Here is a 25,311-nt window from a genome sequence, read left to right on the forward strand (position 1 = left end):
ACTTTGTTCTGATATTGCTGTCTCCATTTTTACGATGTTCCTTTGTATCAACAAAAAATCAATACAATGGAATCATTAAAAGAAAAATCAGTCCTCATTTCCGGTGCAAGTATTGCCGGACTTTCAACCGCTTACTGGATGAATAGATTAGGTTATAAAGTAACTGTGGTTGAACTCTCAGACAAACCCCGAATTGCTGGGGCAGCAATTGATATCAAAGGCATGGCTTTCGATATTTCTAAACGAATGGGAATTTTTGAGCAGTTAAAAGCAAACAGACTGAACGTCGAAAAGATAGAATTTAAAAATGCTGATGATATTTCAGAAGGCTCGATAGTCTTGAATGAAGATCCCGAATCTACCGATGATGAGATCGAAATTGAACGCGATCAGTTTATGAATATTTTATTTGATAAACTTAAAAATGATGTTGAATTTATTTTCAACAACAGTATCACAGCTTTAAACGAAACACAAGAAAAGATAGATGTTAGTTTTAAAAATGGTTCGCAACGTTCGTTTGATTTGGTATTAGGTTGCGACGGCATTCATTCGGGAGTAAGAAGAATCTGGTTTGGCGAAGAAAAAGAATATTCTCATTTTCTGGGAGCTTATTTTTCAATCACAATCGCCGATAAACTTTTAATCAAACAAAAAACAATGCAAATGTACAATGTGCCCGACAAGGCTGTTACATTGAATGCTTACAACCAAAAAACTGATATTATTTTTTGTTTCTTCTCAGAAAAAGAGATTACTTACGATTATCGAGATGAAAATCAACAAAGAAAAATTATTCTGAAACAGTTTGAAGGACAAAGCTGGAGAACCGCAGAATTATTGGAAGAAGTACAAAATTCCGAATTCTTTTATTTTGATAAATTCTGTCAGATCAAAATGCCATCATTGACAAAAGGTAGAGTAGCACTGATAGGCGATGCCGGATATTGTGCTTCTCCCGCCGCTGGAATGGGCGGTTCATTATCTATGATTGGAGCTGCAACATTAGCGGATGCTCTGGAAAAATATGACGGTAATTTTACTCTCGCATTTCAAGAATATAATCAAAATTTGAGACCATTTATTGAAGAAGTTCAGGCTACTGCAGCATTAAATATTACAGAAAATTTTATTCCAAGAACGGAAGAAGCTATCCGTCAAAGAAATACGCAAACGATTAGCTTTTAAATTAATCATTTTCAAACCTCATTTTGTCGCATTTATACAATCCTGTCGTAGAAACATTTCAGAATTTTGTATTCATATTAAACGACGCAAAATTATGTTATTAAAGAATAAAAATGTTGCCATTATCGGCGCAGGACCGGCTGGCTTAACTTTAGCAAAATTGCTACAACAAGAAGGAATAAATGTAACTGTTTACGAAAGAGATAAAGATCCAAAAGCCAGAATTTGGGGTGGAACATTAGATCTGCATAAAGGCTCAGGACAGGATGCTATGAAAAAAGAAGGATTACTGAAAAGTTATTATGCTAAAGCGATTCCGATGGGAAGAACGGTAGTTGATGAACAAGGCAAAGTTTTATTTATTAAAAATCCGGCACCCGAAAATCAATACGATAATCCTGAAATCAACAGAAATGATTTAAGAAAAATATTACTAGACAGCTTAACACCAAATACTGTGATTTGGGACAGAAAATTCACAAAACTTGAAGAAGAAAACGGAAAATGGCTCATCCATTTTGAAAATGAAATGATTGCAACCGCAGATCTTGTGATCGGCGCCAATGGAGAAATGTCCAAAGCCAGAAAATTTGTAACAGAGGCAGAAGTAGAGTATACCGGAACTTTTATTATACAGGGCGAAGTTTTTCAGCCTGAAATACAATGTCCTGAGTTTTTCCAATTGTGCAACAACAATATATTAATGATGGCAAATAATGGAATTAATCTAGTCGCAAATCCTAATAACAATGGCGCATTAACGTACAATGTAACATTTAGAAAACCTGAAGAATGGATTCATGAAAATGGCTTAAATTTTCAAAATACAGAAAATATTGCTAAATTTCTATCCAATATGCTTCCTCATTGGCACGAATGTTATCATCAATTATTCCGTTCAACAAACTTTTTTGCAGGATTGCCGACAAGAAAAATTTCTATAGATAAACCTTGGAAAAGCAATCGTCCTTTACCAATAACTTTGATTGGAGATGCTGCCCATGTAATGCCTCCTTTTGCTGGTCAGGGTGCTAATACAGGATTATTGGATGCATTAATTTTATCGGAAAATTTAACCAACGGAAAGTTTGAAACAATAGAATCAGCCATCAACGATTATGAACAGCAAATGAAGATTTATGTGAGCCAAGCACAACTTGACACAAATAAAAATGAAATTGCAATGCATCAATCCGGTTTTTCTTTTCAGAAAAGATTTGATTAAATTGTAAAATATAAAAATTAGAAAAAGGCTTGGATTTACGATCTGAGCCTTTCTTCAAAAATTTATTTTTTTATTCCGATGGTTTTTAATGCTTTAGGCGTTAAAGATATTTCATCTAAAACAGAAAATGCCTCAATATCTTTAAATGTTGAACATTTTAAATCATTCTTGCTAAAAGACAATTCAACGGAATTATTATTTGATTTAACAATTCGAACAACAGAATATCCGTTGTATACCAATTCAAACCCTTCAAAAAGACGGTTTCGTTCTGCGGTTTGATATATCCTATGTTCTTCAAAGCCAACAGCATCGCTTTTTTTTCCGTCGTTATGCTCAAGCGTTTTCCATATTGCATAGTTTTTTGGTTCCTTTAGTACATTCCCTTGCGGATCTACCGGAACAAACATTCCAAGAGTTAAAGACTGTTTTAAGAAATTAGCATAATTATTCATCAAGCGTAATGTCTGAAGATCAGCATAACCTTCATTAGAATAATATTCAATAACAAAAGTTGTCATCGGAATCAGCTTGTGAGACGCATCAGTCGGCATAACCTATCATTTTTTTTCGGAAATAAATATAATATTTTTATTTTACATTAAAACTCTTCCGGAAAAATCCCGGATGCATATTTCCAGACCTCCAAAATTTCTTCAAAAGGAATTTCATACGGCTCATAAAATGTATTATCTGACGAAACAGTGATAGAACCTGAATTTTTTGCCTTCAATCTTTTATAGGTAATTCCGTCATTTGAGGTAACAAATATGTAAGAAGTTCCTGATTTTAGATCATTAATTCCTTCCATATATTTTCCAATAATAAATGAACCATCTTTAAACGGCGGCATAGAATCCCCACTGGCAGGGAAAGCTCTGAATTTTCCGTTCTTCAGAAAAGGTAAAGAAATAGTTTCCAGACTTTCAATATATTCAGGATCGCTGTAACCTCTCAAATAGCCCATAGAAGCTTTTTGCGGAATAATTTCAATACTTTCATTTCCATTCTGATCTACCACAACAGGCAATACAATCCTGTTATCGGGAAGTTTCAGCATATCATCTAAAGGATATTTTATCAAATCTACAGAAAGTAAAAGATCGATGCTGACATGAAATAATCTTGAAATCCTGATCAATACATCGACAGGAGGTTTTGATCTGGCGTTTTCGTAGGAAATATATCGTGAAGTGGTTATGGTAATTTGCTCAGACAATTCGCGTTGGGTGATTCCTAATTTACCTCGCAAAAGCCTGATGTTATCTGAAAAAATTGACATTATTAAAAATTAGATTCGCGAAAATACAAATTGTTTAAAGGAGATTGCCTATTTTAAAGTAAAACCTTCTTCTAAATATTGAAAAATAGGTCTATTTTGCATTATATTCCTCGTTTCTCACCTCTTCCAGCCATAAAGTTGGCCCTTTTTCTCTTCCCGTTATAGCAATTTGAACAAATTCTGAATCTGAACTTGCCCCGTGCCAATGCGGAATATCGTGTTTACATGTAATGACATCTCCTTTTTTAATAATGATTTTTGACTTCCCTTTTTCCTGATAATATCCTTTACCGTTTAATGCCAAAATAATCTGTCCTGCAGGATGAGAATGCCATTTTGTTCTTACTCCAGCTTCAAAAGTCACACTGCCAACAGAATTTTGGTTACTGCTGTCTCCTTCAACTAAAGTATTTAACCAGGCAGTTCCTGTGAAATTAGTATTGTTTATTTTTTCTCCTTTTGGGAAGATCAATTCACTTTTATCTGATGTTTCCTTGCAACCGGAAGCCATTAATGTCATAATTACACCGCTTATTACTAGAATGTTTTTCATTTTAAATATTGTTTAAAGAAATCATCTAATTTTTTAATTGAAGTTTTCAGATATTCCGGTCTGTCATACAAATCAACATGCGTTGCTCCAGGAACTATAAATAATTCTTTCGGTTCTTTTGCTTTTTGATAGGCATCTGCACTGAAATATTTTGAGACTGCCTTTTCTCCTGCAATGAATAAAAGAGGACGCGGAGATATGGTTTCAATATTAGAAAAAGAGAAAAAATTCATCATCGGAGCCAAACTTGTAAACGAATAATACGCTGTAGAATTGGGATGATTTCCTCTTGGAGTATCATAATAATCAAGAAAATCCAAGGCAAATTTTGGAGTATTGGCATCTACTTTTTCAGGCAATGCGCGAATATCTTTTCTCTCTGCTCCAGCAAATTCTTTGGTGCGTTGTTCCCCGATTTCATCCAAAATTTTCATTCTCTGATCATAAGAAGTTGAATTGTTGATGCCTTCTCGTCTGGCACGTCCCATATCATACATACTCACAGTTGCTAGAGCTTTAATTCTATGATCAATTGCTGTGGCAGCCACAGAATATCCGCCACTTCCACAAATCCCCAAAACACCGATACGTTTTTTATCAACCAAGGAGTGATTACTCAAAAAATCTATCGCTGCACTGAAGTCTTCAACTTTTATTTCCGGAACTTCAATATAACGGGGATAACCGCCGCTTTCACCAAGAAATGCAGGATCAAAAGCCAACGTTACATAGCCTAATTCCGCTAATTTCTGAGCATGTAAACCGGCAGTTTGTTCCTTTACACCACCAAACGGAGGGCCGACAACAATGGCAGGATATTTTTTATTGATATCGTAATTTGGCGGATAAAAAACATTGGCAACTACATTGATCTGAATTCTGTTCGGATAAGATACTTTTTGAACTTTCACTCCGTTTTCAGTATCTCTTAACGGATAAATCTTCGTATTTGGAAATTCTGTTTGCTTCTTATTTTCCATGGGAATTTGTGCATTGGAGGTATTTTTGATTGATGTTAATGATAGTATACTGATGAATAAATAAGTTATTTTTTTCATTTTCTATTATTAAAAATTATTGAGATTTTCGGCTATTTAGGACTTCTTTTAATACATTTTTCAACGTTTCAGTCTCTTTTTTAGTTAATTGAAGAGTGTTTACAAATTCATTTAACTGTTCGGGAGTTAACCCTATATTCAAACAAATATTTAAATGGGATTGTAGCATCGGTTCAGCACCACCAATTGTACTGAGTACGGAAATCGTTACCAATTCTCTTTGAGCATAAGTCAAAACATTTCTTTCAAAAATATCGGCAAATAAATGTTCTTTAAGGAAAACATCTATGGTCGGAGCAAATGCCGAATAGCCTGTAAGTGTTTCAGATTCTGGTGTTTTTGTAAGCTGTTCTAATACCTTTTTACCACGTTCATATTTGTTTTCTGTTTGATTAATTGGTAGCGCATTATTTCCAACATCATCATGTATTCCTTTTGACTTTCTTTCATCCAATACTTCCATAAAGGTTTGCAATCCACGGATACTGCGAGGAAACCCGCAATAAGCATATAAATGAATGAGAATTTCTTTCGTTTCATTGATACTCAAACCTGCTTCAAGACCAGTATTCAATTCGGTTTTTAATTGTTCCAAATCGCCTTTTGCCGCGAAAGAAGAAATTTTAATGATGCTTTTTTCTTTTACACTTAAACTTTGATTATTTTTTACCATTGATTCTGTTTTTAATGATTGTCCAAATAATGACGAACAGATAATCGTTGCTATAAAAGCGAAAATTGACACATATTTCATAGTTTGATTTTTATTTAATCCAACCCTTTATCTTTCAGCCATTTTGAGGTAAGATCTGCAATTTCAATATTATTTAGATCTGAAAAAGGGAAGTGGGTATTGCCTTTAATTCCAATGGTCGGAAGATGTACTACTGTAGCATCGCCACCGTGTTTATTTACAGTTTCAGCCCATTTTTTTGCAACTTCAAGAAATACTCTCCATTGTTCCTGTCCTGGATTTGTGCTTGGCGTATTTGGAATATTGTCTCCATAATAAATCACAATCGGGATTTTGGTAAACTTCATAAAATCTTCTATCGGAATTGTGGGTGGAGTAATTGTTCGTCCAGATAACACGATGGATGTTGGAGCTTCACCTTCAGGAAAAACAAAATCGCCACCCGGTTCGTAAGAAATCACCGCTTTGATATTTGGATTTTTCAAAACACTAAACCATCCAGGACCGCCACTTTGAGAATGAGTAACCAAAATTCCTTTACCAATCTTATTAAATAATGCGTCAACAGCATTGATATTTAATTTAGCATCATAATTGGCTGTATTTGGAACCATCTGACGATAAAATTGTTCCAACGCTTTTGGATCTTTTGAAAACTGAACATTAGGATAATAATCAGGATAAACCCCAATACGAAAAATACCAAACCATAACTGTTCATCAGGAACAGAGTTTATTGTGGCTGATAGAGTAGATCGTCCTGCATTTCCGCGTCTTGGCTGATCTATTAAATACACAGGATAATTTTTTCGCAAGAAAATATTCTGGAAACCTTCTCTGCCATCCGGTGTAGTTTGCCAACATCTTGAACTTTCGCCGTGACCATGCCAGAATACAATAGGATATTTCTTTGCCTTTGCAGGAATTTGATAATAAACTGCCGCATGATCGCCATGCAATGTCTGTCCTGTTGGGTCTGTTCCTGCCGGATTATAAGCGCCTTGTTGTATTGGATCAAAGATTCCGGGTGTTGTAACAACCGTTCCGCCAATGGCAAAACTTCCTTGGGATTCTATAATTAAAGGATTCTGCTTTTTTAAAGTTTGTGCATTTAACGATAGCAACGAAATTGCAAAGAATGCTGAAATGGTTAAAACTTTATTGAAATACATATTCATATTAAATTTTTATCTGGTTATTTTACGCTCGCTTAACCATTTTACCATATTTGGGTCTCTATGATCAAAAAATAAACTGGCATTCGTATCTAATGTCTTGATGATTTCCATATCTTCAGCAGAAAGCTCAAAATCAAATATGTCAAAATTCTCCGCCATTCTTTCTTTACGAACTGATTTAGGAATTACAATTACCCCTCGTTGCGTTAACCAACGAAGAATGATCTGGGCAACCGATTTGTTATATTGAATTGCAATTTTCACTAAAATTTCATTCTTGAAAATATCATTTTTTCCTTCTGCAAAAGGTCCCCAAGATTCAATCTGAACATTGTTTTCCTGAAGAAATTTCTGATTTTCTGTTTGCTGATGAAAAGGATGCGTTTCTATCTGATTGATAGCAGGGGTAAAGCCACTATTTACGATCAAGTCTATCATCCTGTCTGGATGAAAATTTGAAACACCAATTGCTCTAACTTTTCCTTCATGATACAATTCCTGCATGGCTCTCCATGAACCGAATATATCACCATAAGGTTGGTGAATTAGGTATAGATCCAAATAATCTAATTGCAATAAATCCAATGATTTCTGAAAACCGGCTTTTGTTTTTTCATAACCGGTATCTTCAATCCAGAGCTTGGTCGTGATAAATAATTCTTCTCTCGGAACACTGCTTTTTTTGATGGCATTTCCTACCGCTTTTTCATTTAAATAAGAGGCTGCGGTATCTATTAAGCGATATCCTGTTTCAATAGCTTCTGAAACTGCCTTTTCACATTCTAAAGGATCTGCTACCTGAAAAACTCCGAAACCTAATATGGGCATTTCTACGCCGTTGTTTAATGTAATTTTTTCCATTTTTAATTAATTATTTAAGTATGTATTATCTGTTTGTTAATTGGTTCGTTATCATTTACTTTTACAAAATTCAGGATTATAAACACTCAATCTATTAACCCAATTACCGATTGCTTACCAAAATCACTGATTGACCTGAGAGACCTAAGTTTAATCGCAGATTATTCAATAAATTTGTACTGTTCAATCAAAATATATAGGAATGGATGATATTGTAAATTTCAAGCGTATAAAAGAGTATAATGATTTCAATAATGTTGAAACGCTGCATCCATTGGTAAGTGTCGTTGACCTCCAACATGCTCATCCAAGACAATTTAGAAGGTTACGATATGAATTTTATACCATTTTTTTGAAACAAATTAAATGTGGTGACCTCCGATATGGACTTAATAATTATGATTACGAAGAAGGAACTTTAATATTCCTGGCTCCTGGACAGGTTATTGGTGAAAATAAAGACGAATATTACCAGCCACAAGGTATCGCATTGGTATTTCATCCCGACTTAATACACGGAACATCCTTAGGCAGAAGAATAGGAGAGTACAGCTTTTTTTCCTATGCCGTAAATGAAGCTTTACATTTATCCGAACAGGAACGAAAAATCATCCTGGATTGTCTGGAAAAGATTGAGTATGAGCTAAAACATTCTATAGATAAGCACAGTAAGCATCTAATTGTATCAAATATTGAAATGTTTCTTGATTATTGCACAAGGTTTTATGACCGACAATTTATGACACGGGATTTTGTAAATCACGGTATTGTAGAGAGATTTGAAGGTTTATTGACCAATTATTTTAGTTCTGATAAACCTTTAGAATTAGGTCTGCCAAATGTAAATTATTGTGCAGAAGAACTCAGATTGTCAGCCAATTATTTTGGAGATCTTATCAAAAAAGAGACAGGAAAATCAGCTCAGGAATATATTCAGTTAAAACTTATAGATATTGCGAAACAGCAAATGTTTGATCTGAATAAATCAATTAGTGAAATTGCATATGAATTAGGTTTTAAATATCCTCAGCATTTCACAAGATTATTTAAACAGAAAACAGGAATGACACCGAATGCTTTTAGAAGCTTAAATTAATTACTGCGCTTTATTTAGATATAAGTAAAATTTAACATCAAAGTAATAATAGAATAAACCTCTCAAAAATGAGAGGTTTATTAGTTTTAATCATAAGAAGTTAAGTTTCTTTACGGTATATAATAATTGAAAAACAATTATTTATTTTTTTATAAGTTTTTTTATAGTAATGCCCTCTTTTGTTTTAATGTGAACAAAATACACTCCAGGTATAAAACTTTTTGTATCAATAGGTTTATCCGGAGACAAATATTCTGAAATTAATTTTCCTGAAGCAGTATAAAGACTCACTTGGGTCACTGAACTTTTACTGTCAACAAAAAAATGTTCAGTAGCTGGATTAGGATAAATATTTATTTGATCTTTTACTGTTGTAGAAATTTCAGAAACATCTAAAATACCTGCATTTAGTTTTACTAACCATAAATCAGCAACTTCGTAAGGATTGCCAACCACATCTCCATCCCCATTACGAGAAGCCGTAGTACCAAAAGCCATAAAGCCTCCATCAGTAGCTTCAACGATTCCCATTCCCCTGTCTATTTTAGAACCTCCTAAAGCTCTTTGCCATTCTCGGACACCACTGTTATTAATTTTTAAAACCCACATATCACCCGGGATTCCAATATGGTAACCCGTCACATCTATCCCATTACCATAGGTAATACCTGTCAATATATATCCACCATCCGAGGTCTGTCTAATCTCTTCAGGTACATCAGAACCACTGCCACCATAGGTCTTTTGCCATTGCATATTCCCATTAGCGTCTAATTTAACAACCCAAAAATCAGTATTTCCATTGTTTTGTGTAATATCTCCTCCATACGCTTGTACATTACCAGCGACAATGTATCCACCATCCGTGGTTTTTACAAGAGAGGTTGCAAAATCTTCCGCGGGGCCCCCATAATATTTGCTCCACATCATATTTCCTGAAAAATCAATTTTAAATACCCAATAATCAGAATAAAAAACCCCACTACCATTTAAGTGATAATTAGCATTTAAAAGATCCCCATCTACGGATGCGGAGTTTCCAGCGATAACAAACCCGTTATTATCAGCCACTACAGAAGAAGCATAATCATAACGCGCACCACCATAATTTTTTACCCACTGAAGATTTCCCTGTTTGTCATAAAATGCAGCAAAAGCATCAGTTCCACCTTTATTTGCGGGTATATTTTCATTGGATGAATAAGAATAACCTACCATTAAAAATCCTTGCGGAGTTTCAACAACAGAGGAAACGGAATCTTCTGAAGTCCCACCAAAATGATGTTGCCATTGAAGATTACCGGAAGCATCAAGCTTTACAATCCAAGCATCTTTAACATTTAAATTTCCATAATGACCAGTAAGATCTCCATTATTAGAGTTAGTATCTGCTACAAAAATGTAACCTCCATCACTTGTTGATTTTACTAATCTTGCCACATCTGTTCCTGTACCACCGAAACATTTTTTCCATTGTATATTCCCTACACTGTTGGTTTTAACTACCCAAACATCATAAAGACTTCCATGTAGCCCCGTTACATCGCGATCGGAAGATCTCGTTGTTCCCAACAATATATAACCTCCATCAGGAGTATTATCTATAGCGGTACCAGAATCATCGTAGCTTCCACCATAGTTCTTTTGCCATTCAATAGGAACTGTTTGTGCTGAAATGCTCTGTGTAAATAAGATAAAAGCAAATAATAAAAATGCTCCATATTTTTTCATAATTATTAATTTTGAGCAAATATAAATATTATAATTTATACCATAATAATCGAAATAGATTTGAGCTAATAACTAGAATTAATAAGATTTTTTTAAAACTAAATTAATCCTAAATTATAAAGTTGTATCCTTATTTAAGTTGATGATAAATCATGAGCCATAAAAACAGATTTATAAATCGTCAGCAAAAAGTGTTGTTTTTTCCTTTTAAGGTTGAAAGAAAGATGATTTACTTATATTTGCCCCGCAAAGCAAATTCAAATGTTCAAAAAAGTAAGCACTGTATTTATTCTTGGCTTTTATACGGTTTTTTGTTCGGCCCAACAGGTTCGACCTTCAAAATCATCTGAAATTTACCGCGAAATCAAAACCCTAAAACACCTACCTAAAGTTTTATACCTCGCAGCTCATCCCGATGATGAAAATACGGGATTACTCTCCTGGTTAATCAACGACCAAAATGTAGAAACGGGCTATTTGTCTTTAACCAGAGGTGATGGTGGTCAGAATTTATTAGGGACAGAACAAGGTGCTGCATTGGGTTTAATCAGAACACATGAACTTTTAGAGGCAAGAAAGTTAGACGGTGCCCAACAATTTTTTACCCGCGCGATTGATTTCGGGTTCTCTAAAAATACGACCGATACCTTTAAACAATGGGATGAAAATAGTATTATAGCTGATGTAGTTTGGGCAATCCGTAAATTCCGTCCTGATGTTATTATTTGTCGTTTTCCTCCTACTGCAGCAGCAGGGCATGGACAACACGCGGCTTCGGCTGTGGTTGCGGAAAAAGCTTTTAAGCTGGCTGGTGATAAAACGGCTTTCCCGGATCAATTAAAATATGTGAATGTATGGCAGCCAAAACGCGTATTATGGAACACTTTCCGATTTGGTAACAACAATACGACCGCTGAAAATCAACTGAAAGTCACGGTTGGGCAATATGATGCACAATTGGGAATGGGTTATGGCGAATTGGCAGGATTAAGCAGAAGTTTACATAAAAGCCAAGGTGCAGGGACACAGTCCGTAGCCGGAATAAAAACTGAATATTTTTCCCATGTTATCGGCGAGCCTGCAAAAGCAACACTTTTTGATGGAATAACTAAAACCTGGACTTCACAAGGAAACGCTGATATTGATCAATCGTTAGATAAAATTATTTCCGATTTCAATTTCAACGAGCCAGACCGTAGTTTGCCAGCTTTGCTTGTTTTACGAAAAAAGGTCACTGCACTACAGGATTCAGACTTAAAAAAGGATAAAATTAAATCTCTCGACAATATCATTTTAAGCTGTGCGGGGTTTATGGGCGAAGCTGTTACCAATCAGGCTGAAGCTGTTGTCGGTGATCATTACAATTTCAGATTAAATTTGATTTCAAGAGCTGCAAATCCTGTGGTTTTAGAAGATATAAAATGGTTAAGTCAGTCAGAAAGTTTCAACAGAAAACTGTCAAAAGATTCTTTAATTACCATTCAGCACGACATTCAGATTCCTGCAGACGCAATACTTACAGAACCTTACTGGTTGGCAAAACCTCCGACGAATGCAGCAACTTTCTCTGTTCCAAATGATACTTTAATTGGTTTACCCGAGGCAGAATCACCACTGAATGTTTTGATTGGTTTAAAAATCGGTTCGGAAAAGTTTCAGGTTAAACTTCCTTTATCTTTCAAGAAATTAGATCCGGTGCGTGGTGATGTGGTAGAAGCCTTGCGCATTGTTCCTGCATTGGAACTGAAATTTACACAACCGCTTTATTTAGTCAAAGAAAATGAAGATTTACATTTGAGTTTAAATTTTAAAATTAATTCTAATAAACAGTTCAGTAACGGTAAAGTAAACTTGTTATATAATGGAGAACGATTGGGCGGCGGCGATTTAAAATCAATGAATGGAAAAGATTTTTCTGTTGATTATGTCATTCCAAAAACTAAACTTGCTTCAATAAAATCAAATCAGTTACAATTGGATGCCAATTTTGTTGCAGATGGAGTAACTTATAATAAAAAACAAGTATTAATTCAATATCCTCATTTACCTTCATTACAATATTTTACGCCTGCAACTGTAACCGTAATGAAAGGCGATATTCAGGCGAAGGTTAAAAAAGTGGGTTACATACAAGGAGCTGGCGATTTCATTCCTGAATTCCTGCGTATTGCGGGCATTCAGGTAGATGTTTTGAAAGACGAAGATTTTTATGGCAACTTAGATGAATCTGGCGGAAACGGAAGTCAAAACAAGCTATCACAATATGATGCTATTGTATTTGGTGTTCGTGCCAATAATACGGAGAAAAAACTAGGACGTTGGATGCCTTTTTTATGGTCTTACGTAAAAGCCGGAGGTAATTTGGTGATGCAGTATAACACGAATCAGGATACAACAGTTAACCAATTGGGAATGTATAATTTCAATATTGCCAATAAACGCGTTACCGAAGAAAATGCTGAGGTTAAATTTTTTAATCCAAATCATAAATTACTGAACTTTCCGAACAAAATTACTACAAATGATTTTAAAGGCTGGGTACAGGAGCGTGGCGCCTATTTCCCTGATCAATGGGATGCAGCTTATGAACCACTTTTTGAAATGCACGATACCAATGAAGAGCCTTTGCAGGGATCAACTTTATATGCCAAATACGGGAAAGGTAATTTTATTTATACCCCGTTGGCATTTTTCAGACAATTACCTGCGGGAAATGTTGGGGCGGCAAGATTATTTTTAAACTTTTTATCTGCACAGAAAAACTGATGAACAAGCAACTTAAAAATTGGAATATCTGGTATATATTATTAGCCGTTGCATTAATATCTCAGATTGTATTTTATTATTGGTTTACTAAATTCTGGGCATGAGTACGATAGATTGGACAGTTCTTATTTTTACATTGGTTGCAGTGGTTGTTTACGGCGTATTTATCGGTCGTGGTCAAAAAAGCAACGAATCCTACCTGAAAGCAGATAATAAAATGCCTTGGTACATTGTGTTGATCGGTATTATGGCTACGCAGGCAAGTGCCATTACATTTCTTTCAGCACCGGGACAGGCTTATACAGACGGGATGCGTTTCGTTCAGTATTACTTTGGTCTGCCTTTGGCGATGATTGTGATCTGTATCACTTTCATCCCGATTTTTCAGCGCTTAAATGTGTACACCGCCTATGAATATTTAGAAAACCGTTTTGATAAAAAAACAAGGGTATTGACTTCACTGCTTTTCCTTTTTTCCAGAGGTTTATCAACAGGAATCAGTATTTACGCTCCGAGTATCATCTTATCAAGCGTTTTAAACTGGAATATTTACTTAACGAATGTTTTAACAGGCGGTATTCTGTTGATTTACACCTATGTTGGCGGGGCAAAAGCAATCGCTCACACTCAAAAATTACAGTTTCTCATTATTCTGGGAACCATGGCTTTTGCAGGATATTTACTTATTCAAAATATGCCGAATGGAATTGGTTTTAACGACGCGCTTTATCTGGCGGGGAAATCCGGAAAACTCAATGTAATCACCACAGAATTCGACTGGAAAGATAAATACAATATCTGGAGCGGATTGATTGGCGGTTTTTTTCTGGCATTGTCTTACTTTGGTACTGACCAGAGTCAGGTCGGGAGATATATTACCGCGAAAGACAATACCAATGCGAAAATGGGCTTGCTGTTGAACGGATTGGTTAAAATTCCGATGCAGTTTGCTATTCTTTTGATCGGTGCTTTGCTTTTCGCTTTCTTTTCTCTAAAACCGGCTCCGATTTATTTTAATGAACGGTCTTATCAACATTTAAAAGAAACAAAACCTGAACAGGCTGCGGTTTTTGAAAAAGAGCATCAGGATTTACAACTAAAATTCAATGCAGAATCGAAAGAAATTTTAAAGTTGAAAGAAACTCAATCTCCCCAACTCACAAAAACAATTCAGGATTTTAAAAATACACAAACCGAGGTAAAAGCACTTCACGGAAAGGTAGAGGAAGCGATTAATAATTCAAATTATAATGCAGAGAAAACGGATACGAATTACATTTTCCTGTATTTTGTAAAAAATACCTTGCCTGTAGGGATGATTGGTTTACTGTTTGCCGTTATTTTTCTGGCGAGCTGGGGTTCCATTTCGGCAGCTCTGAATTCCCTTGCCGCTTGTTCATTAAAAGATGTTCATTTAATATTTAAAAAAGAAATTCCTGATGACAAAACGGAATTGAAATACAGTCGTCTACATACTTTAGCTTGGGGTATTTTCTCAATCGGTGTAGCGATGTTTGCCACTCAAATGGGTTCCCTTATTGAAGCGGTGAATGTATTGGGCTCTCTTTTCTACGGTCCGATATTGGGGATTTTTCTTGTTGCATTTTATTATAAAAAAATTACCGGTTCGAATGTATTTATTGCTGCCATTTTATCAGAAATTACAGTTATTGCCGTTTATCAGTTCGATATTGTTTCTTTCCTTTGGTTGAACGTAATCGGAGCAGCGGCAGTAATTATATTTTCTGCAATCGGGTTGTTATTTTATAAGCCGAAAGCCGTAAATTCGTAAACGAACAATAACAAAAACAAACAAATAAAAATAGTATGAAAGCAATTCTTAAATCTGCTACCGTCCTTGTTGCTGCAATGACGATTTCTGTAAATGCCTTTGCACAGGAAACTAAAAAACCTGCGAGTCCTCCAGCTACTGCTACAGGAAAAATTAAAGATGCAAATATTACGATCGCCTATAGCAGTCCTTCTGTAAAAGGACGTACAATCTGGGGTGGTCTAGAAGCTTATGATAAAGTTTGGAGAGCGGGTGCCAATGAAGCGACTACTTTCGAAACGGATAAAGATATTACCGTTCAGGGTAAAAAATTGCCTGCAGGTAAATACAGCTTTTTCTTGATCCCTAAACAAAGCGGAACCTGGACTGCGATTTTTAATAAAGAGCCAAAACAATGGGGTGCTTATAAATACGAACAAGCTAAAGATGCTTTACGTGTTGATGTAAAAACAAAGGCTTTACCAGCAACACAGGAAACTTTAGTTTATAAAATAAACAGCAATGGATTTACAATGGATTGGGATAAAATCTCAGTTCCTGTGGAGATAAAATAAATGTATATATGAAAAATTAAAATCCCGTTAATTCGGGATTTTTTTTGGAATGTTGAAGTTATATCCATTAAAACTTCTACTATAAAACAAAAATGATAGGGTAGCTCTAAGTTTTTATTGAGCTTCCCACCAATACAAACTTGAGCCTCTCACAAACTAATTTCATCGTTAATTCGTTCAATTTTGCTCTATAACTTTTAAATATAGAAAATATGAGCAAAAGAATTTTAATTACAGGAGCAGCAAGTGGATTTGGAAAAATTGCTGCTTTTGATTTAGCTAAAAAAGGGCACAAAGTAATTGCTACGGCACAAGTTTATCCGCAAATGAGCGACTTGATAAGAGAAGCCAAAGAACAGGGAATAGAATTGACTGTTGATAAATTGGATGTAACGAATACAACAGACATTGCTTACATCACTCAAAAATACGATATCGATATTTTAATCAGCAACGCAGGAATAATGGAAGGCGGTCCAATTGCCGAGCAGCCTTTAGATTTAATTCGTTCGATGTTTGATGTAAATGTTTTTGGAGGATTGCAGTTGGCTCAAGGTTTCATCAAAAAATTTATTGACGAAAAAAGACCAGGAAAAATTGTTTTCACAACTTCTATGGGCGAATTATGGACGGTTCCTTACGTTGCCGCTTATTGTGCATCTAAACACGCAATGGGTTCAATTGCCGAAGGTCTGAAAACAGAATTAGCACCTTTCAATATCAAAATTGCAACTTGTAATCCGGGCATTTTTGGAACTGGTTTTAACGATCGGGGAGTTGACACCATCAACCGTTGGTACAATCCTGAAACCAATTTCACACCTTCATCGGCATTCGACGGTACTGCTGAAGCTTTGGCAAATCAATTAGACCCGCAATCAATGGCAGAATGTATTGTTGATGTGGCTTTGAATGAAAATTCAAATTTCAGAAATGTACATCCAAAAGAAACCGAAGATTTTGTAAAACAATTACAAGCAGATGCTTGGACGGCAAAAAGCTAAAAAAATTCAGAAAGTACGGTTCAAAAAACTGTGCTTTCTTTTTTATCATTAATTAAATTTAAAAAGGATGAACATAAACTATAACGAAGCAACAAAAGCATTGAATGCTTCAATTGAAAAAGCCAAAACTTTAAATATTCCCGTTAGTGTTGCTGTGGTAGATACAGGCGGACATTTGGTTGCATTTGCAAGATTAGACAGCGTTTTTGGCGTGATAGAATTCGCCATAAAAAAAGCCAGAACTGCAGTAATGTTTGGCGTAGATAGCGACGTAATGGGAACAATTGTTTCTGAAGCAGACATTCACGGCTACGGAATGTTGAATTCAAACAACGGGTTATTGACCATTGCTGGTGGAGTTGTTATTAAGAACAAAGAAGGCAAAATCATCGGAGCTATTGCATCTTCGGGCGGTTCACCAGAACAAGATAAGGAAATTGCGAGTGCAGGAGCGGTTTTGCTCAATTAAATTTTAAGATATTTGTAGTATGGAAGCAAAGCGTGAAATCATTTTCGATAAGTTGGTCTATTCCTGTGTTTTTGAAAAGCACAGAGGAAATGAAGAATTTATTCCCGAACATTTTTTAGGATTTCAACTATCGGGTGAAACACACGCTTTTCACGCAGATGGAAATACGGTAATTCCTGAAAACACCATCATATTGGTTCGGAAAAACCAATTAATAAGAACAACTAAATATCCCGCAAAATCAGGAAAATACCAGTTTTTGTCGATCACGTTGGACAAGGAAACCTTACAGCAATATGCCTTAGAAAACAAAATCGTGATTGATAAAAAATATGCAGGCAAACAGAAATTGTTTTTTGAACCCGATGATTTTCTACAAAATTATTTCAGTTCATTAGCTCCTTATATCAATAAGACCAAAGAAGCAACGTCACGGTTAGCAGATTTAAAAATCAGGGAAGCGATAGAATTATTATTACAAAGTAACCCTGATTTTAAAAAAATTTTATTCGATTTTTCCGAACCTTACAAAATAGATTTGGAAGAGTTTATGAACCAAAATTATATGTTCAATATTTCGGTATCATCTTTCGCAAAGCTTACTGGGAGAAGTCTTTCAGGATTTAAACGTGATTTTACCAAAACATTTAATGCTACGCCAAAACAATGGTTACTTGCAAAACGTTTGGAAGAAGCCCATTATTTAATCAAGCACAAAAAACAAAAGCCAGCCGAATTTTATTTGGATTTAGGTTTTGAAAATCTATCTCATTTTTATACATCGTTCAAAGAAAAATTTGGTTTAACCACATCACAAATTTAAAATAGGGATTTCATACAACATTACAAAGAAAAACAAAAGCCGATATTTCTAAAAGACTGTGAATGATCTTTAGAAACTTCAAGTGTAAAAAATAAGCTAATCAATATATTATAGATACAATTTATAGTTGAATAAAAACTGTCGATATATTCAATTTAACATAATATTAATTATAGGTATTTTATATTTTGCCGAAAAAGAAGAGTACACCTACTATATTCCAACCAGAAAACGGCAAAATTATCTTTAGATTATTTTCAGCCATTTACCCAGTATTAATACACTTAGATAGCATAATACCTGACTTAAATTAAGTGCTTTATTTGAGTCTCATTTCAATTTCGATCCATTAATCATTAAAAATCAGCATTTTATAAAAATAAATTTGCGTAGTCAAATAACTTCACATATATTTGTAGTCAAATAACTACGTAATGAATTTAAGACGAGATGTTTTTCAGGCCATAGCCGATCCTACAAGAAGATCAATTCTTATGTTGGTTGCCACTCAATCTATGACTGCTGGCGCTATTGCTTCGAATTTTGACACCGCCCGACCTACTGTTTCAAAACATTTGCAGATCCTTACAGAATGTGAATTATTAACTCAGGAACAAAATGGCCGCGAAATGATCTATCATCTCAATCCAAATAAAATGAAAGAAATTGCCAATTTTATTGAACCTTTCCGTCAAATGTGGGACGAAAAATTCAATAAATTAGAAAGCGTAATGAAAGTCTATCAACAGAAAAAATAGAAAATATGGAACTAAAAACGAAAATTCAAGCCGAAGACAACAAGCAGGAAATCCTTATTACAAGAGAGTTTGATTTACCTTTAGAGCTATTATTCAAAGCTTATACAGAAGCCGAATTGGTTGAACAATGGATGGGAACAAAAGTTTTAAAGCTTGAAAATCAACAACATGGCGGATATCAGTTTGAAACATCAAATCCTCAAGGCGATATAGTTTTTCGTGCCAATGGAACGATTCACGAATTTGTTCAGAATCAAAAGATTACAAGAACTTTCCAAATGGAAAACACTCCTTTTCCCGTTCAGCTAGAGTTTTTAGAATTTGAAAAATTAACGGAAAACACAAGCAAAATAGTAATTAAAACTATTTACAAATCAGTTGATTACAGAGATCAAATCCTTAAACTTCCATTTGCACAAGGATTAAATATGGCTCATAATCGCCTGCAGGAAATTTTTTCTAAGGAAGCTTAAAAGCTCATCATTAAAATTAATGATTGACAAATATTACTCATTACCAATTACTTATCACTCATAAATTATGAATCCTAAAGTTGATTTCTTCTTTGATAATGCCAAACAATGGCAGAAAGAATTTGAAAAATTAAGAACAATTGCTCTGGACACAGGCCTTGAGGAAGATCTAAAATGGGGATGTCCGTGTTATACCTATCATGGTAAAAATATTTTTTTGATCCACGGATTTAAAGAATATTGCGCACTCCTATTTTTCAAAGGTGCTTTGATGAATGATTCAGACAATATTTTAATCCAACAATCTGAAAATGTGCAGGCTGCAAGACAAATTCGATTTACGGAATTAAAAGAAATTGTTGATTTAGAGAAAATCATTAAAAACTATATGTTTGAAGCTCTTGAAGTAGAAAAATCAGGCATAAAAGTAGAAATGAAAGAAACCAAACAGTTTGAAATGGTTGAAGAATTTCAAAAAAAATTAGAGGAAAATTCAGCCTTAAAAGAAGCTTTTGAAGCATTAACTCCCGGAAGACAAAGAGCTTATCTACTCTACTTTTCATCTGCAAAACAAACGAAAACCCGCGAATCAAGGATTGAGAAATGTATTCCTGATATCCTTATCGGAAAAGGTATAAATGATTAATTACTAAATAATTATAAAAATGGAAACACAAAATAAATCACAAAAAAGGAACAAGATTATCTACTGGATTTTCACTCTTTGGATGTCTTTGGGAATGGTTTCAACAGCCATTGTTCAACTGATGAAAAACAAAGATGAAGTAGAAAATTTCACAAAACTAGGCTACCCAATTTACTTAATGAGCATCATTGGAATCTGCAAAATATTGGGAGTTATTATCGCATTAATCCCAAAATATCCACTATTAAAAGAATGGGCTTATGCCGGATTTTTCTTCGCTATGTCCGGAGCTTTGGTTTCTCATATTCTTGTCGGAGATCCGATTGGCAGGACTTTTCCGCCATTATTGCTTCTTATTATTACTTGTATTTCTTGGTATTTCCGACCATCAGACAGAAAATTTATTTAATTATTTTTGAATACATTTAAACTTTAATTTCTAACACAAATATCGTCCGTATGAAAAACAATAAAAAACTACCCTCAGAACAGGCACGAGCTTTACTTAAAACTTTAAGAAACCGATTTGAAAAGAATATGAATCGTCATAAAGGTCTTGATTGGGATAAAATTCAGTCAAAACTGGAAGAAAATCCTGATAAACTCTGGTCATTGAACGAAATGGAAGAAACTGAAGGTGAGCCAGATGTTGTTGATTATGACAAAAAAAATGATGAATATATCTTCTTCGATTGTTCCGCAGAAAGCCCAAAACGCAGAAGTTTTTGCTACGATTATCAAGCTTGGGAAGCAAGAAAAGCCAATAGACCTGAAAGTAATGTGATCGATAAAGCCTCAGAAATGGGCATTGAACTATTATCAGAAGAGCAATATCACCAACTTCAACAGCTCGGAAAATTTGATTTAAAAACTTCAAGTTGGATAAAAACTCCTGCCAATATTAGAGAATTAGGCGGTGCTATTTTCTGTGATCGCCGTTATAATACCGTTTTCACATACCATAACGGTGCAGATTCTTATTATGCAGCAAGAGGTTTTCGGGGCTGTTTGAAATTATGACAAAAATAATTAAACCATTAAGATTCAATTAAGTAATTAAGAATATTAAGTTTTATAATTACAATAAAATAAATCTTAATGGTTTAAAATCAATTAGGAATTTTTCAACCAAGGAGATTCTACACTCCAAAATATTATGTTAACTCCTAAATAATTTTCGGCATACTCTACAAACTCTTCTTTTGTAAAAGGTTTTTTAGTCTTTGGATTTTTATAGGTTAAAGTCGGTTCCTGCACAGCCATTGCTATCAAAGGTAAATTTCCTTTATACTTATTAAAAAATGGATATGAATTTTTCATCTGTGCATTTTTATTCGGAACAATATCCGGTCCGCCCAAACCTACATTATTTTCTTTCGCAAATTCAAACAATCTGGACATATATTTATGGTCATTTTCCCATTCACACGGAAAAAAATTCACATATTGTAAAACGTATGATTTTTTAAAAATACTTCTTGTAAATTTTAAATTGTCAAGTTCAGCCTGAAAATATTTATCACAACTGAAACCTGTTTTATCTCTTTTCATATCAATGTCAATCGCAGTTTCCGGTAAATTGATTCCTTGGATTTTTCCATCAAATTTTCTAGCCAACTCTCCTATCAGTTTTTGAAATCTTTGCTGAACCGCAGAATTCCATTGTTGAGTAACCCAACCATTTCCAATCGGTTTATTTTCTCCGGGATTATCAAATTGTGGAACCAAGCCTCCTTTATATTCTTTTTCATTTAAAATATAATCCGGCACATATTTCGCTTCCGGTTCAAAAAATCTATCTTGAAGTTGAATAAATAATTTTCTATTCAATTTGGTTAAATAATCAAGATCGTTTTCAATTCTAGAAAAATCATAAACATCTTTCGCTGTTTCTAATGATTTCCAATTATAAACAATTTGAACTCCTCGAATATCTTTTCGAGTGATGAGCTTTTCAATTTTCTGAAGATCTCCTGAAGATGTATAAATATAATTTTGTGGAGTTTCTGCTTTTAATTGATTAAGTCCAAAAATAAATACAACAACAAAAATAATTTTAAGCAAACTTTTCATAACAATGAATTTTTAATAGTATGGAAACATTAATCATGCCTCAAATTATTTTTCTGGTGTACGAATATTTATTCGGAAATATATTTTTTAAGCGATTCTCAGCGATTAGGAAAATCATTCATAATTTTATCATTATTGCTTAAATTAAAATCATAAATACATTTAAAACTAAATATTATTTTTAATTTATATTTAATTATATTAAAAATAGTATTATTATTTTAGCAGCACGAAATTTGATTTAACATAATAAAAAAGGTATGAAAAAATTAATCTTATTAAGTTCGGTATCATTTTTTTTGATGAACTGTAATAAAAAAACGGAAACTATAACTCCAAAAACAGATGTGGATACAGTGGCAACAACTGAACCTGTGGTTGATACGCTGGGCCCAAAATCATTCTGCTATTTAGGAGTTGTTGGAAAAGACAGTGTTTTTGCTACTATTGATGATAATTTAGGAACCATTACGGGAAAATTATCTTATAAAAACAGCGAAAAAGACAGTTCAACGGGAACTCTATCCGGAATAAAATCTGGCGATACGCTTAAGTTGACTTATGAATTTGCTGCAGAAGGAAAATCAGGAAATACAAACGACATTTATTTTCTACAGAAAAAAGACGCAATAATTGAAGGTGTTGGTGAAAGAGATTCTCAGACAGGCACTAAATTCGTTCATGAAAACAAGATAAAATATGAGGGAACAGGTTATAAATTAGTTGATTGCAAATTGATTTCAAAAGTTTTAAAATAAAACATCAATTATTCCCTAATTATTGAAATATATTGCATGGTATTTGCTATAGTACGGGCTCACACTCATACTAACAAAAATTATTAATAACAAACACTATGCAAAGTTTAAATTTTAAACCGTTTTCGAAAAATGAATTGATTGATGGACTGAAGAAAACGTTTCCACAATATAAAATTCAGACAAGTTTTGGAGCACTTCAAGTAAGAACCAGTGGATTTACATTAACAGGAAATGTGAAAATAAATGCAAAACCTGAGATTGGAAAAGTAACCACAGAAACAGCTTCAGATTCTGCTTTGTTATATCTTATTTTTTGTTTCCCAATCGGTATTTATATGTACATGAAAAAGGAAAAGATTAAAAAACTTGAAAATGAAGTCATTGAAGGTATCAAAAAAATACTTGTTGAAGATTAAAATAAAAACAGCCTGTAATCAGGCTGTTTTTTTAATTATGATAATTCACTATTAATGATTTCTATAAAACTGTCTACAGGTTCATCGCCTGTATTCCAAGAAGTTATAAGACGAATTGCAGAATTATTTTCATCAATTTTCTTCCAAACATAAAACTCAAATTTTTCAGATAAAATATCAATTAAATCATTACTCAAAATCGGAAATATTTGATTGGTATAAGTATCGGAAAGAAATTGTATTCCTTTATTTTTCATTGCATTTTTAATCTTCATCGCCTGATTATTAGCGTGTTTTGCCAGATCAAAATACAGATCATTTTTCATCAGTTCCAAAAACTGAATTCCAAGTAATCTTCCTTTTGCCAATAATGCTCCTTTTTGTTTAATATTAAAACCAAAATCCTGTTTAAGTTCCTGATTATTAATAACAATTGCTTCTCCAATCAATGCTCCGTTTTTGGTTCCGCCTAAATAAAAAATATCCGTTAGTTCCGCTACTTTTTCTAAAGTTAAATCACTTATTTCAGATGTTAAACCGTGCCCCAGTCTTGCCCCATCCATAAATAAATACAGATTTTTTTGCTTGCAAAAAGCAGATAATTCTTCTAATTCTTTTGCATTATAAATCGTTCCAAGCTCAGTAGAATTCGAAATATAAACCAATTTTGGCATTACCTGATGCGGAATATTTTGATGACTTTCCAAAACAGGAGTAATATCCGTTGGTCTTAATTTCCCATCTTCTGTTTCAATATTTAATATTTTATGGCCTGTCGCTTCGATTGCTCCGGTTTCATTATTTAAAATATGTCCTGTAGAAGCCGAAATTGCACATTGATAAGGTCTTAAAATAGAAGAGATTACAATTAAATTTGCCTGTGTTCCGCCAGAAACAAAATAGATGTCCGAATTAGGATTTTTAATTTTTTCTTTAATTAATTCTTTAGCCTGTAAAGAATATTCGTCTTCGCCATAGCCAGCCTGCTGATTGAGATTACTTTGTAAAAGTGCCTGCAAGATATTCGGGTGGCATCCCTCTGAATAGTCGTTTTTAAATGAAAATTTCATACAGTAAAATTAAAAAAAGTTAAATTAACAAGACCTGAATTTTAATAATATTTTGTTAGATTTGTATTGAAAATCATCTAACATTTTGAAAACAACATTAACAGAAGAAAATTATCTGAAAGCTTTGTTTCATTTAGTTGACAATGAAGGAAAGGTTACGATTAACGAGCTAAGCAAATTTTTAAATGTAAAAATGCCGAGCGTGAACAACATGATGAAGAAATTTGCCGACAAAAGTTGGGTAATTTATGAAACCTACAAACCTCTCAGAGTAACTGAAAAAGGAAGACGGGAAGCCGCTTTGGTGGTACGTAAACACAGACTTACCGAAATGTTTTTGGTTAAAAAAATGAATTTTGGCTGGGAAAATGTCCACGAAATTGCAGAACAGCTTGAGCACGTGCACTCTACTATTTTCTTTGATAAAATGGATGAAATTTTAGACCATCCAAAATTTGATCCGCACGGAGAACCAATTCCTGATAAAGACGGAAATATTATCTCCCAGGATTTACAGAAATTAAGCTCTTGCAATGTTGGTGAAACCGTAGTTTTTGCCTCTGTCACTCTTTCTGATGATGCTTTTCTTAATTATTTAACTGAAAGAAAACTCCTTCTGAATACCAAAATAAAAGTTATTAAAATTGAAAGCTTTGACAGATCTGTAACGGTTGAAGTTGAAGGAAAACAGGAAGTTTTAAGTAAAAAAGCTACGGAGAAAATATTGGTTAAGAAATAATTTTTTTGAACCATTAAGTTTTGTTTAAGGAGTTAAGAATGTTAAGATTAGCTACGCTTTAAGTATTCTTAGCATATTTTTCTTAATTAAACTTAATTCCT

The 25,311-nt window shown here is 33.9% G+C and carries 27 protein-coding genes; 17 read left to right on the plus strand and 10 right to left on the minus strand.

Annotation, left to right across the window (positions count from 1 at the left end; translation table 11 throughout):
• The first annotated feature begins 66 nt into the window (after window positions 1-66).
• Together SB689_RS02655 and SB689_RS02660 are read left to right on the plus strand one after the other, a co-directional pair.
• Window positions 67-1,188: an FAD-dependent monooxygenase gene (locus SB689_RS02655; protein ID WP_410690590.1), complete on the plus strand. Its 1,122-nt coding sequence runs from the start codon at window positions 67-69 to the stop codon at window positions 1,186-1,188.
• 94 nt (window positions 1,189-1,282) lie between these two features.
• A complete protein-coding gene (locus SB689_RS02660; protein WP_410690591.1) occupies window positions 1,283-2,413 on the plus strand; it encodes an FAD-dependent oxidoreductase in 1,131 nt (376 codons plus the stop codon).
• A 62-nt stretch (window positions 2,414-2,475) separates the two neighbouring features.
• Here SB689_RS02660 and SB689_RS02665 read toward each other — a convergent pair whose 3' ends face one another.
• The 7 genes from SB689_RS02665 to SB689_RS02695 all read right to left on the minus strand — a co-directional run bounded on the left by SB689_RS02665 (window position 2,476) and on the right by SB689_RS02695 (window position 8,039).
• Complete coding sequence (locus SB689_RS02665; RefSeq protein ID WP_410690592.1) at window positions 2,476-2,967, minus strand: hypothetical protein; 492 nt, start codon at window positions 2,965-2,967, stop codon at window positions 2,476-2,478.
• 47 nt (window positions 2,968-3,014) lie between these two features.
• Window positions 3,015-3,695 (minus strand): XRE family transcriptional regulator, encoded by a 681-nt coding sequence (locus SB689_RS02670; RefSeq protein WP_410690593.1) that lies wholly within the window; start codon window positions 3,693-3,695, stop codon window positions 3,015-3,017.
• 91 nt (window positions 3,696-3,786) lie between these two features.
• The gene (locus SB689_RS02675; protein WP_410690594.1) at window positions 3,787-4,248 is read right to left on the minus strand and encodes a cupin domain-containing protein; all 462 of its coding nucleotides are present in this window, start codon (window positions 4,246-4,248) and stop codon (window positions 3,787-3,789) included.
• Window positions 4,245-5,306: an alpha/beta hydrolase gene (locus SB689_RS02680; RefSeq protein ID WP_410690595.1), complete on the minus strand. Its 1,062-nt coding sequence runs from the start codon at window positions 5,304-5,306 to the stop codon at window positions 4,245-4,247. Before SB689_RS02680 ends, SB689_RS02675 begins: the two co-directional genes overlap by 4 nt.
• A gap of 16 nt (window positions 5,307-5,322) precedes the next feature.
• Window positions 5,323-6,060 (minus strand): carboxymuconolactone decarboxylase family protein, encoded by a 738-nt coding sequence (locus SB689_RS02685; protein ID WP_410690596.1) that lies wholly within the window; start codon window positions 6,058-6,060, stop codon window positions 5,323-5,325.
• A gap of 14 nt (window positions 6,061-6,074) precedes the next feature.
• Window positions 6,075-7,172 carry an alpha/beta hydrolase gene (locus SB689_RS02690; protein ID WP_410690597.1) on the minus strand — a complete coding sequence of 366 codons (1,098 nt, stop codon included), beginning with the start codon at window positions 7,170-7,172 and terminating at the stop codon, window positions 6,075-6,077.
• Between the two features lie 15 nt (window positions 7,173-7,187).
• A complete protein-coding gene (locus SB689_RS02695; protein ID WP_410690598.1) occupies window positions 7,188-8,039 on the minus strand; it encodes an aldo/keto reductase in 852 nt (283 codons plus the stop codon).
• 202 nt (window positions 8,040-8,241) lie between these two features.
• Here SB689_RS02695 and SB689_RS02700 point away from each other — a divergent pair, with 202 nt between their 5' ends.
• Complete coding sequence (locus SB689_RS02700; RefSeq protein WP_410690599.1) at window positions 8,242-9,135, plus strand: helix-turn-helix domain-containing protein; 894 nt, start codon at window positions 8,242-8,244, stop codon at window positions 9,133-9,135.
• 141 nt (window positions 9,136-9,276) lie between these two features.
• Here the strand turns inward: SB689_RS02700 and SB689_RS02705 are convergent, their stop codons facing one another.
• A complete protein-coding gene (locus SB689_RS02705) occupies window positions 9,277-10,866 on the minus strand; it encodes a T9SS type A sorting domain-containing protein (RefSeq protein WP_410690600.1) in 1,590 nt (529 codons plus the stop codon).
• Window positions 10,867-11,127: 261 nt separating this feature from the next.
• Between SB689_RS02705 and SB689_RS02710 the strand changes: the two genes are divergently transcribed.
• The 11 genes from SB689_RS02710 to SB689_RS02760 all read left to right on the plus strand — a co-directional run bounded on the left by SB689_RS02710 (window position 11,128) and on the right by SB689_RS02760 (window position 21,171).
• A complete protein-coding gene (locus SB689_RS02710; RefSeq protein ID WP_410690601.1) occupies window positions 11,128-13,632 on the plus strand; it encodes a PIG-L family deacetylase in 2,505 nt (834 codons plus the stop codon).
• 100 nt (window positions 13,633-13,732) lie between these two features.
• On the plus strand, window positions 13,733-15,424 hold the full coding sequence (locus SB689_RS02715) for a sodium:solute symporter (RefSeq protein ID WP_410690602.1): 1,692 nt from the start codon (window positions 13,733-13,735) through the stop codon (window positions 15,422-15,424).
• A 35-nt stretch (window positions 15,425-15,459) separates the two neighbouring features.
• Window positions 15,460-15,978: a DUF2911 domain-containing protein gene (locus SB689_RS02720; protein ID WP_410690603.1), complete on the plus strand. Its 519-nt coding sequence runs from the start codon at window positions 15,460-15,462 to the stop codon at window positions 15,976-15,978.
• Window positions 15,979-16,190: 212 nt separating this feature from the next.
• Complete coding sequence (locus SB689_RS02725; RefSeq protein ID WP_410690604.1) at window positions 16,191-16,982, plus strand: SDR family oxidoreductase; 792 nt, start codon at window positions 16,191-16,193, stop codon at window positions 16,980-16,982.
• Window positions 16,983-17,049: 67 nt separating this feature from the next.
• Window positions 17,050-17,451 carry a GlcG/HbpS family heme-binding protein gene (locus tag SB689_RS02730; RefSeq protein WP_410690605.1) on the plus strand — a complete coding sequence of 134 codons (402 nt, stop codon included), beginning with the start codon at window positions 17,050-17,052 and terminating at the stop codon, window positions 17,449-17,451.
• Window positions 17,452-17,470: 19 nt separating this feature from the next.
• Window positions 17,471-18,274 carry a helix-turn-helix domain-containing protein gene (locus SB689_RS02735; RefSeq protein WP_410690606.1) on the plus strand — a complete coding sequence of 268 codons (804 nt, stop codon included), beginning with the start codon at window positions 17,471-17,473 and terminating at the stop codon, window positions 18,272-18,274.
• Window positions 18,275-18,708: 434 nt separating this feature from the next.
• Window positions 18,709-19,032, plus strand: coding sequence for an ArsR/SmtB family transcription factor (locus tag SB689_RS02740; protein ID WP_410690607.1), 324 nt, complete (start codon window positions 18,709-18,711; stop codon window positions 19,030-19,032).
• A 5-nt stretch (window positions 19,033-19,037) separates the two neighbouring features.
• Window positions 19,038-19,505 (plus strand): SRPBCC family protein, encoded by a 468-nt coding sequence (locus SB689_RS02745; protein WP_410690608.1) that lies wholly within the window; start codon window positions 19,038-19,040, stop codon window positions 19,503-19,505.
• 67 nt (window positions 19,506-19,572) lie between these two features.
• On the plus strand, window positions 19,573-20,151 hold the full coding sequence (locus SB689_RS02750; RefSeq protein WP_410690609.1) for a YdeI/OmpD-associated family protein: 579 nt from the start codon (window positions 19,573-19,575) through the stop codon (window positions 20,149-20,151).
• Between the two features lie 19 nt (window positions 20,152-20,170).
• Window positions 20,171-20,560 carry a DoxX family protein gene (locus SB689_RS02755; protein WP_410690611.1) on the plus strand — a complete coding sequence of 130 codons (390 nt, stop codon included), beginning with the start codon at window positions 20,171-20,173 and terminating at the stop codon, window positions 20,558-20,560.
• Between the two features lie 50 nt (window positions 20,561-20,610).
• On the plus strand, window positions 20,611-21,171 hold the full coding sequence (locus SB689_RS02760; protein ID WP_410690612.1) for a DUF4256 domain-containing protein: 561 nt from the start codon (window positions 20,611-20,613) through the stop codon (window positions 21,169-21,171).
• A 93-nt stretch (window positions 21,172-21,264) separates the two neighbouring features.
• On the opposite strand, the gene SB689_RS02765 is transcribed toward SB689_RS02760, so the two are convergent.
• Complete coding sequence (locus SB689_RS02765; protein ID WP_410690613.1) at window positions 21,265-22,224, minus strand: hypothetical protein; 960 nt, start codon at window positions 22,222-22,224, stop codon at window positions 21,265-21,267.
• Window positions 22,225-22,484: 260 nt separating this feature from the next.
• Between SB689_RS02765 and SB689_RS02770 the strand changes: the two genes are divergently transcribed.
• Together SB689_RS02770 and SB689_RS02775 are read left to right on the plus strand one after the other, a co-directional pair.
• Window positions 22,485-22,982 carry a hypothetical protein gene (locus tag SB689_RS02770; protein WP_410690614.1) on the plus strand — a complete coding sequence of 166 codons (498 nt, stop codon included), beginning with the start codon at window positions 22,485-22,487 and terminating at the stop codon, window positions 22,980-22,982.
• A 98-nt stretch (window positions 22,983-23,080) separates the two neighbouring features.
• A complete protein-coding gene (locus tag SB689_RS02775; protein WP_066758344.1) occupies window positions 23,081-23,401 on the plus strand; it encodes a hypothetical protein in 321 nt (106 codons plus the stop codon).
• A 35-nt stretch (window positions 23,402-23,436) separates the two neighbouring features.
• Here the strand turns inward: SB689_RS02775 and SB689_RS02780 are convergent, their stop codons facing one another.
• The gene (locus SB689_RS02780) at window positions 23,437-24,471 is read right to left on the minus strand and encodes a threonine aldolase family protein (RefSeq protein ID WP_410690615.1); all 1,035 of its coding nucleotides are present in this window, start codon (window positions 24,469-24,471) and stop codon (window positions 23,437-23,439) included.
• A gap of 85 nt (window positions 24,472-24,556) precedes the next feature.
• On the opposite strand from SB689_RS02780, the gene SB689_RS02785 reads away from it, so the two are divergent.
• Complete coding sequence (locus tag SB689_RS02785; protein ID WP_410690616.1) at window positions 24,557-25,210, plus strand: metal-dependent transcriptional regulator; 654 nt, start codon at window positions 24,557-24,559, stop codon at window positions 25,208-25,210.
• The last annotated feature ends 101 nt before the right edge of the window (window positions 25,211-25,311 follow it).

The organism is Chryseobacterium sp. SIMBA_038, assembly GCF_046535115.1.
Classification (GTDB): Bacteria; Bacteroidota; Bacteroidia; order Flavobacteriales; family Weeksellaceae; genus Chryseobacterium.

Excerpts from the sequence above, each read along its gene's own strand:
- SB689_RS02725 (WP_410690604.1), top strand. The coding sequence starts at position 16,191 with ATGAGCAAAAGAATTTTAATTACAGGAGCAGCAAGTGGATTTGGAAAA.
- SB689_RS02760 (WP_410690612.1), top strand. The coding sequence starts at position 20,611 with ATGAAAAACAATAAAAAACTACCCTCAGAACAGGCACGAGCTTTACTT.
- SB689_RS02655 (WP_410690590.1), top strand. The coding sequence starts at position 67 with ATGGAATCATTAAAAGAAAAATCAGTCCTCATTTCCGGTGCAAGTATT.
- SB689_RS02765 (WP_410690613.1), bottom strand. The coding sequence starts at position 22,224 with ATGAAAAGTTTGCTTAAAATTATTTTTGTTGTTGTATTTATTTTTGGA.
- SB689_RS02685 (WP_410690596.1), bottom strand. The coding sequence starts at position 6,060 with ATGAAATATGTGTCAATTTTCGCTTTTATAGCAACGATTATCTGTTCG.
- SB689_RS02720 (WP_410690603.1), top strand. The coding sequence starts at position 15,460 with ATGAAAGCAATTCTTAAATCTGCTACCGTCCTTGTTGCTGCAATGACG.
- SB689_RS02715 (WP_410690602.1), top strand. The coding sequence starts at position 13,733 with ATGAGTACGATAGATTGGACAGTTCTTATTTTTACATTGGTTGCAGTG.
- SB689_RS02695 (WP_410690598.1), bottom strand. The coding sequence starts at position 8,039 with ATGGAAAAAATTACATTAAACAACGGCGTAGAAATGCCCATATTAGGT.
- SB689_RS02730 (WP_410690605.1), top strand. The coding sequence starts at position 17,050 with ATGAACATAAACTATAACGAAGCAACAAAAGCATTGAATGCTTCAATT.
- SB689_RS02660 (WP_410690591.1), top strand. The coding sequence starts at position 1,283 with ATGTTATTAAAGAATAAAAATGTTGCCATTATCGGCGCAGGACCGGCT.
- SB689_RS02750 (WP_410690609.1), top strand. The coding sequence starts at position 19,573 with ATGAATCCTAAAGTTGATTTCTTCTTTGATAATGCCAAACAATGGCAG.
- SB689_RS02740 (WP_410690607.1), top strand. The coding sequence starts at position 18,709 with ATGAATTTAAGACGAGATGTTTTTCAGGCCATAGCCGATCCTACAAGA.
- SB689_RS02780 (WP_410690615.1), bottom strand. The coding sequence starts at position 24,471 with ATGAAATTTTCATTTAAAAACGACTATTCAGAGGGATGCCACCCGAAT.
- SB689_RS02770 (WP_410690614.1), top strand. The coding sequence starts at position 22,485 with ATGAAAAAATTAATCTTATTAAGTTCGGTATCATTTTTTTTGATGAAC.
- SB689_RS02675 (WP_410690594.1), bottom strand. The coding sequence starts at position 4,248 with ATGAAAAACATTCTAGTAATAAGCGGTGTAATTATGACATTAATGGCT.
- SB689_RS02735 (WP_410690606.1), top strand. The coding sequence starts at position 17,471 with ATGGAAGCAAAGCGTGAAATCATTTTCGATAAGTTGGTCTATTCCTGT.
- SB689_RS02665 (WP_410690592.1), bottom strand. The coding sequence starts at position 2,967 with ATGCCGACTGATGCGTCTCACAAGCTGATTCCGATGACAACTTTTGTT.
- SB689_RS02700 (WP_410690599.1), top strand. The coding sequence starts at position 8,242 with ATGGATGATATTGTAAATTTCAAGCGTATAAAAGAGTATAATGATTTC.
- SB689_RS02690 (WP_410690597.1), bottom strand. The coding sequence starts at position 7,172 with ATGTATTTCAATAAAGTTTTAACCATTTCAGCATTCTTTGCAATTTCG.
- SB689_RS02680 (WP_410690595.1), bottom strand. The coding sequence starts at position 5,306 with ATGAAAAAAATAACTTATTTATTCATCAGTATACTATCATTAACATCA.
- SB689_RS02755 (WP_410690611.1), top strand. The coding sequence starts at position 20,171 with ATGGAAACACAAAATAAATCACAAAAAAGGAACAAGATTATCTACTGG.
- SB689_RS02745 (WP_410690608.1), top strand. The coding sequence starts at position 19,038 with ATGGAACTAAAAACGAAAATTCAAGCCGAAGACAACAAGCAGGAAATC.
- SB689_RS02705 (WP_410690600.1), bottom strand. The coding sequence starts at position 10,866 with ATGAAAAAATATGGAGCATTTTTATTATTTGCTTTTATCTTATTTACA.
- SB689_RS02775 (WP_066758344.1), top strand. The coding sequence starts at position 23,081 with ATGCAAAGTTTAAATTTTAAACCGTTTTCGAAAAATGAATTGATTGAT.
- SB689_RS02710 (WP_410690601.1), top strand. The coding sequence starts at position 11,128 with ATGTTCAAAAAAGTAAGCACTGTATTTATTCTTGGCTTTTATACGGTT.
- SB689_RS02670 (WP_410690593.1), bottom strand. The coding sequence starts at position 3,695 with ATGTCAATTTTTTCAGATAACATCAGGCTTTTGCGAGGTAAATTAGGA.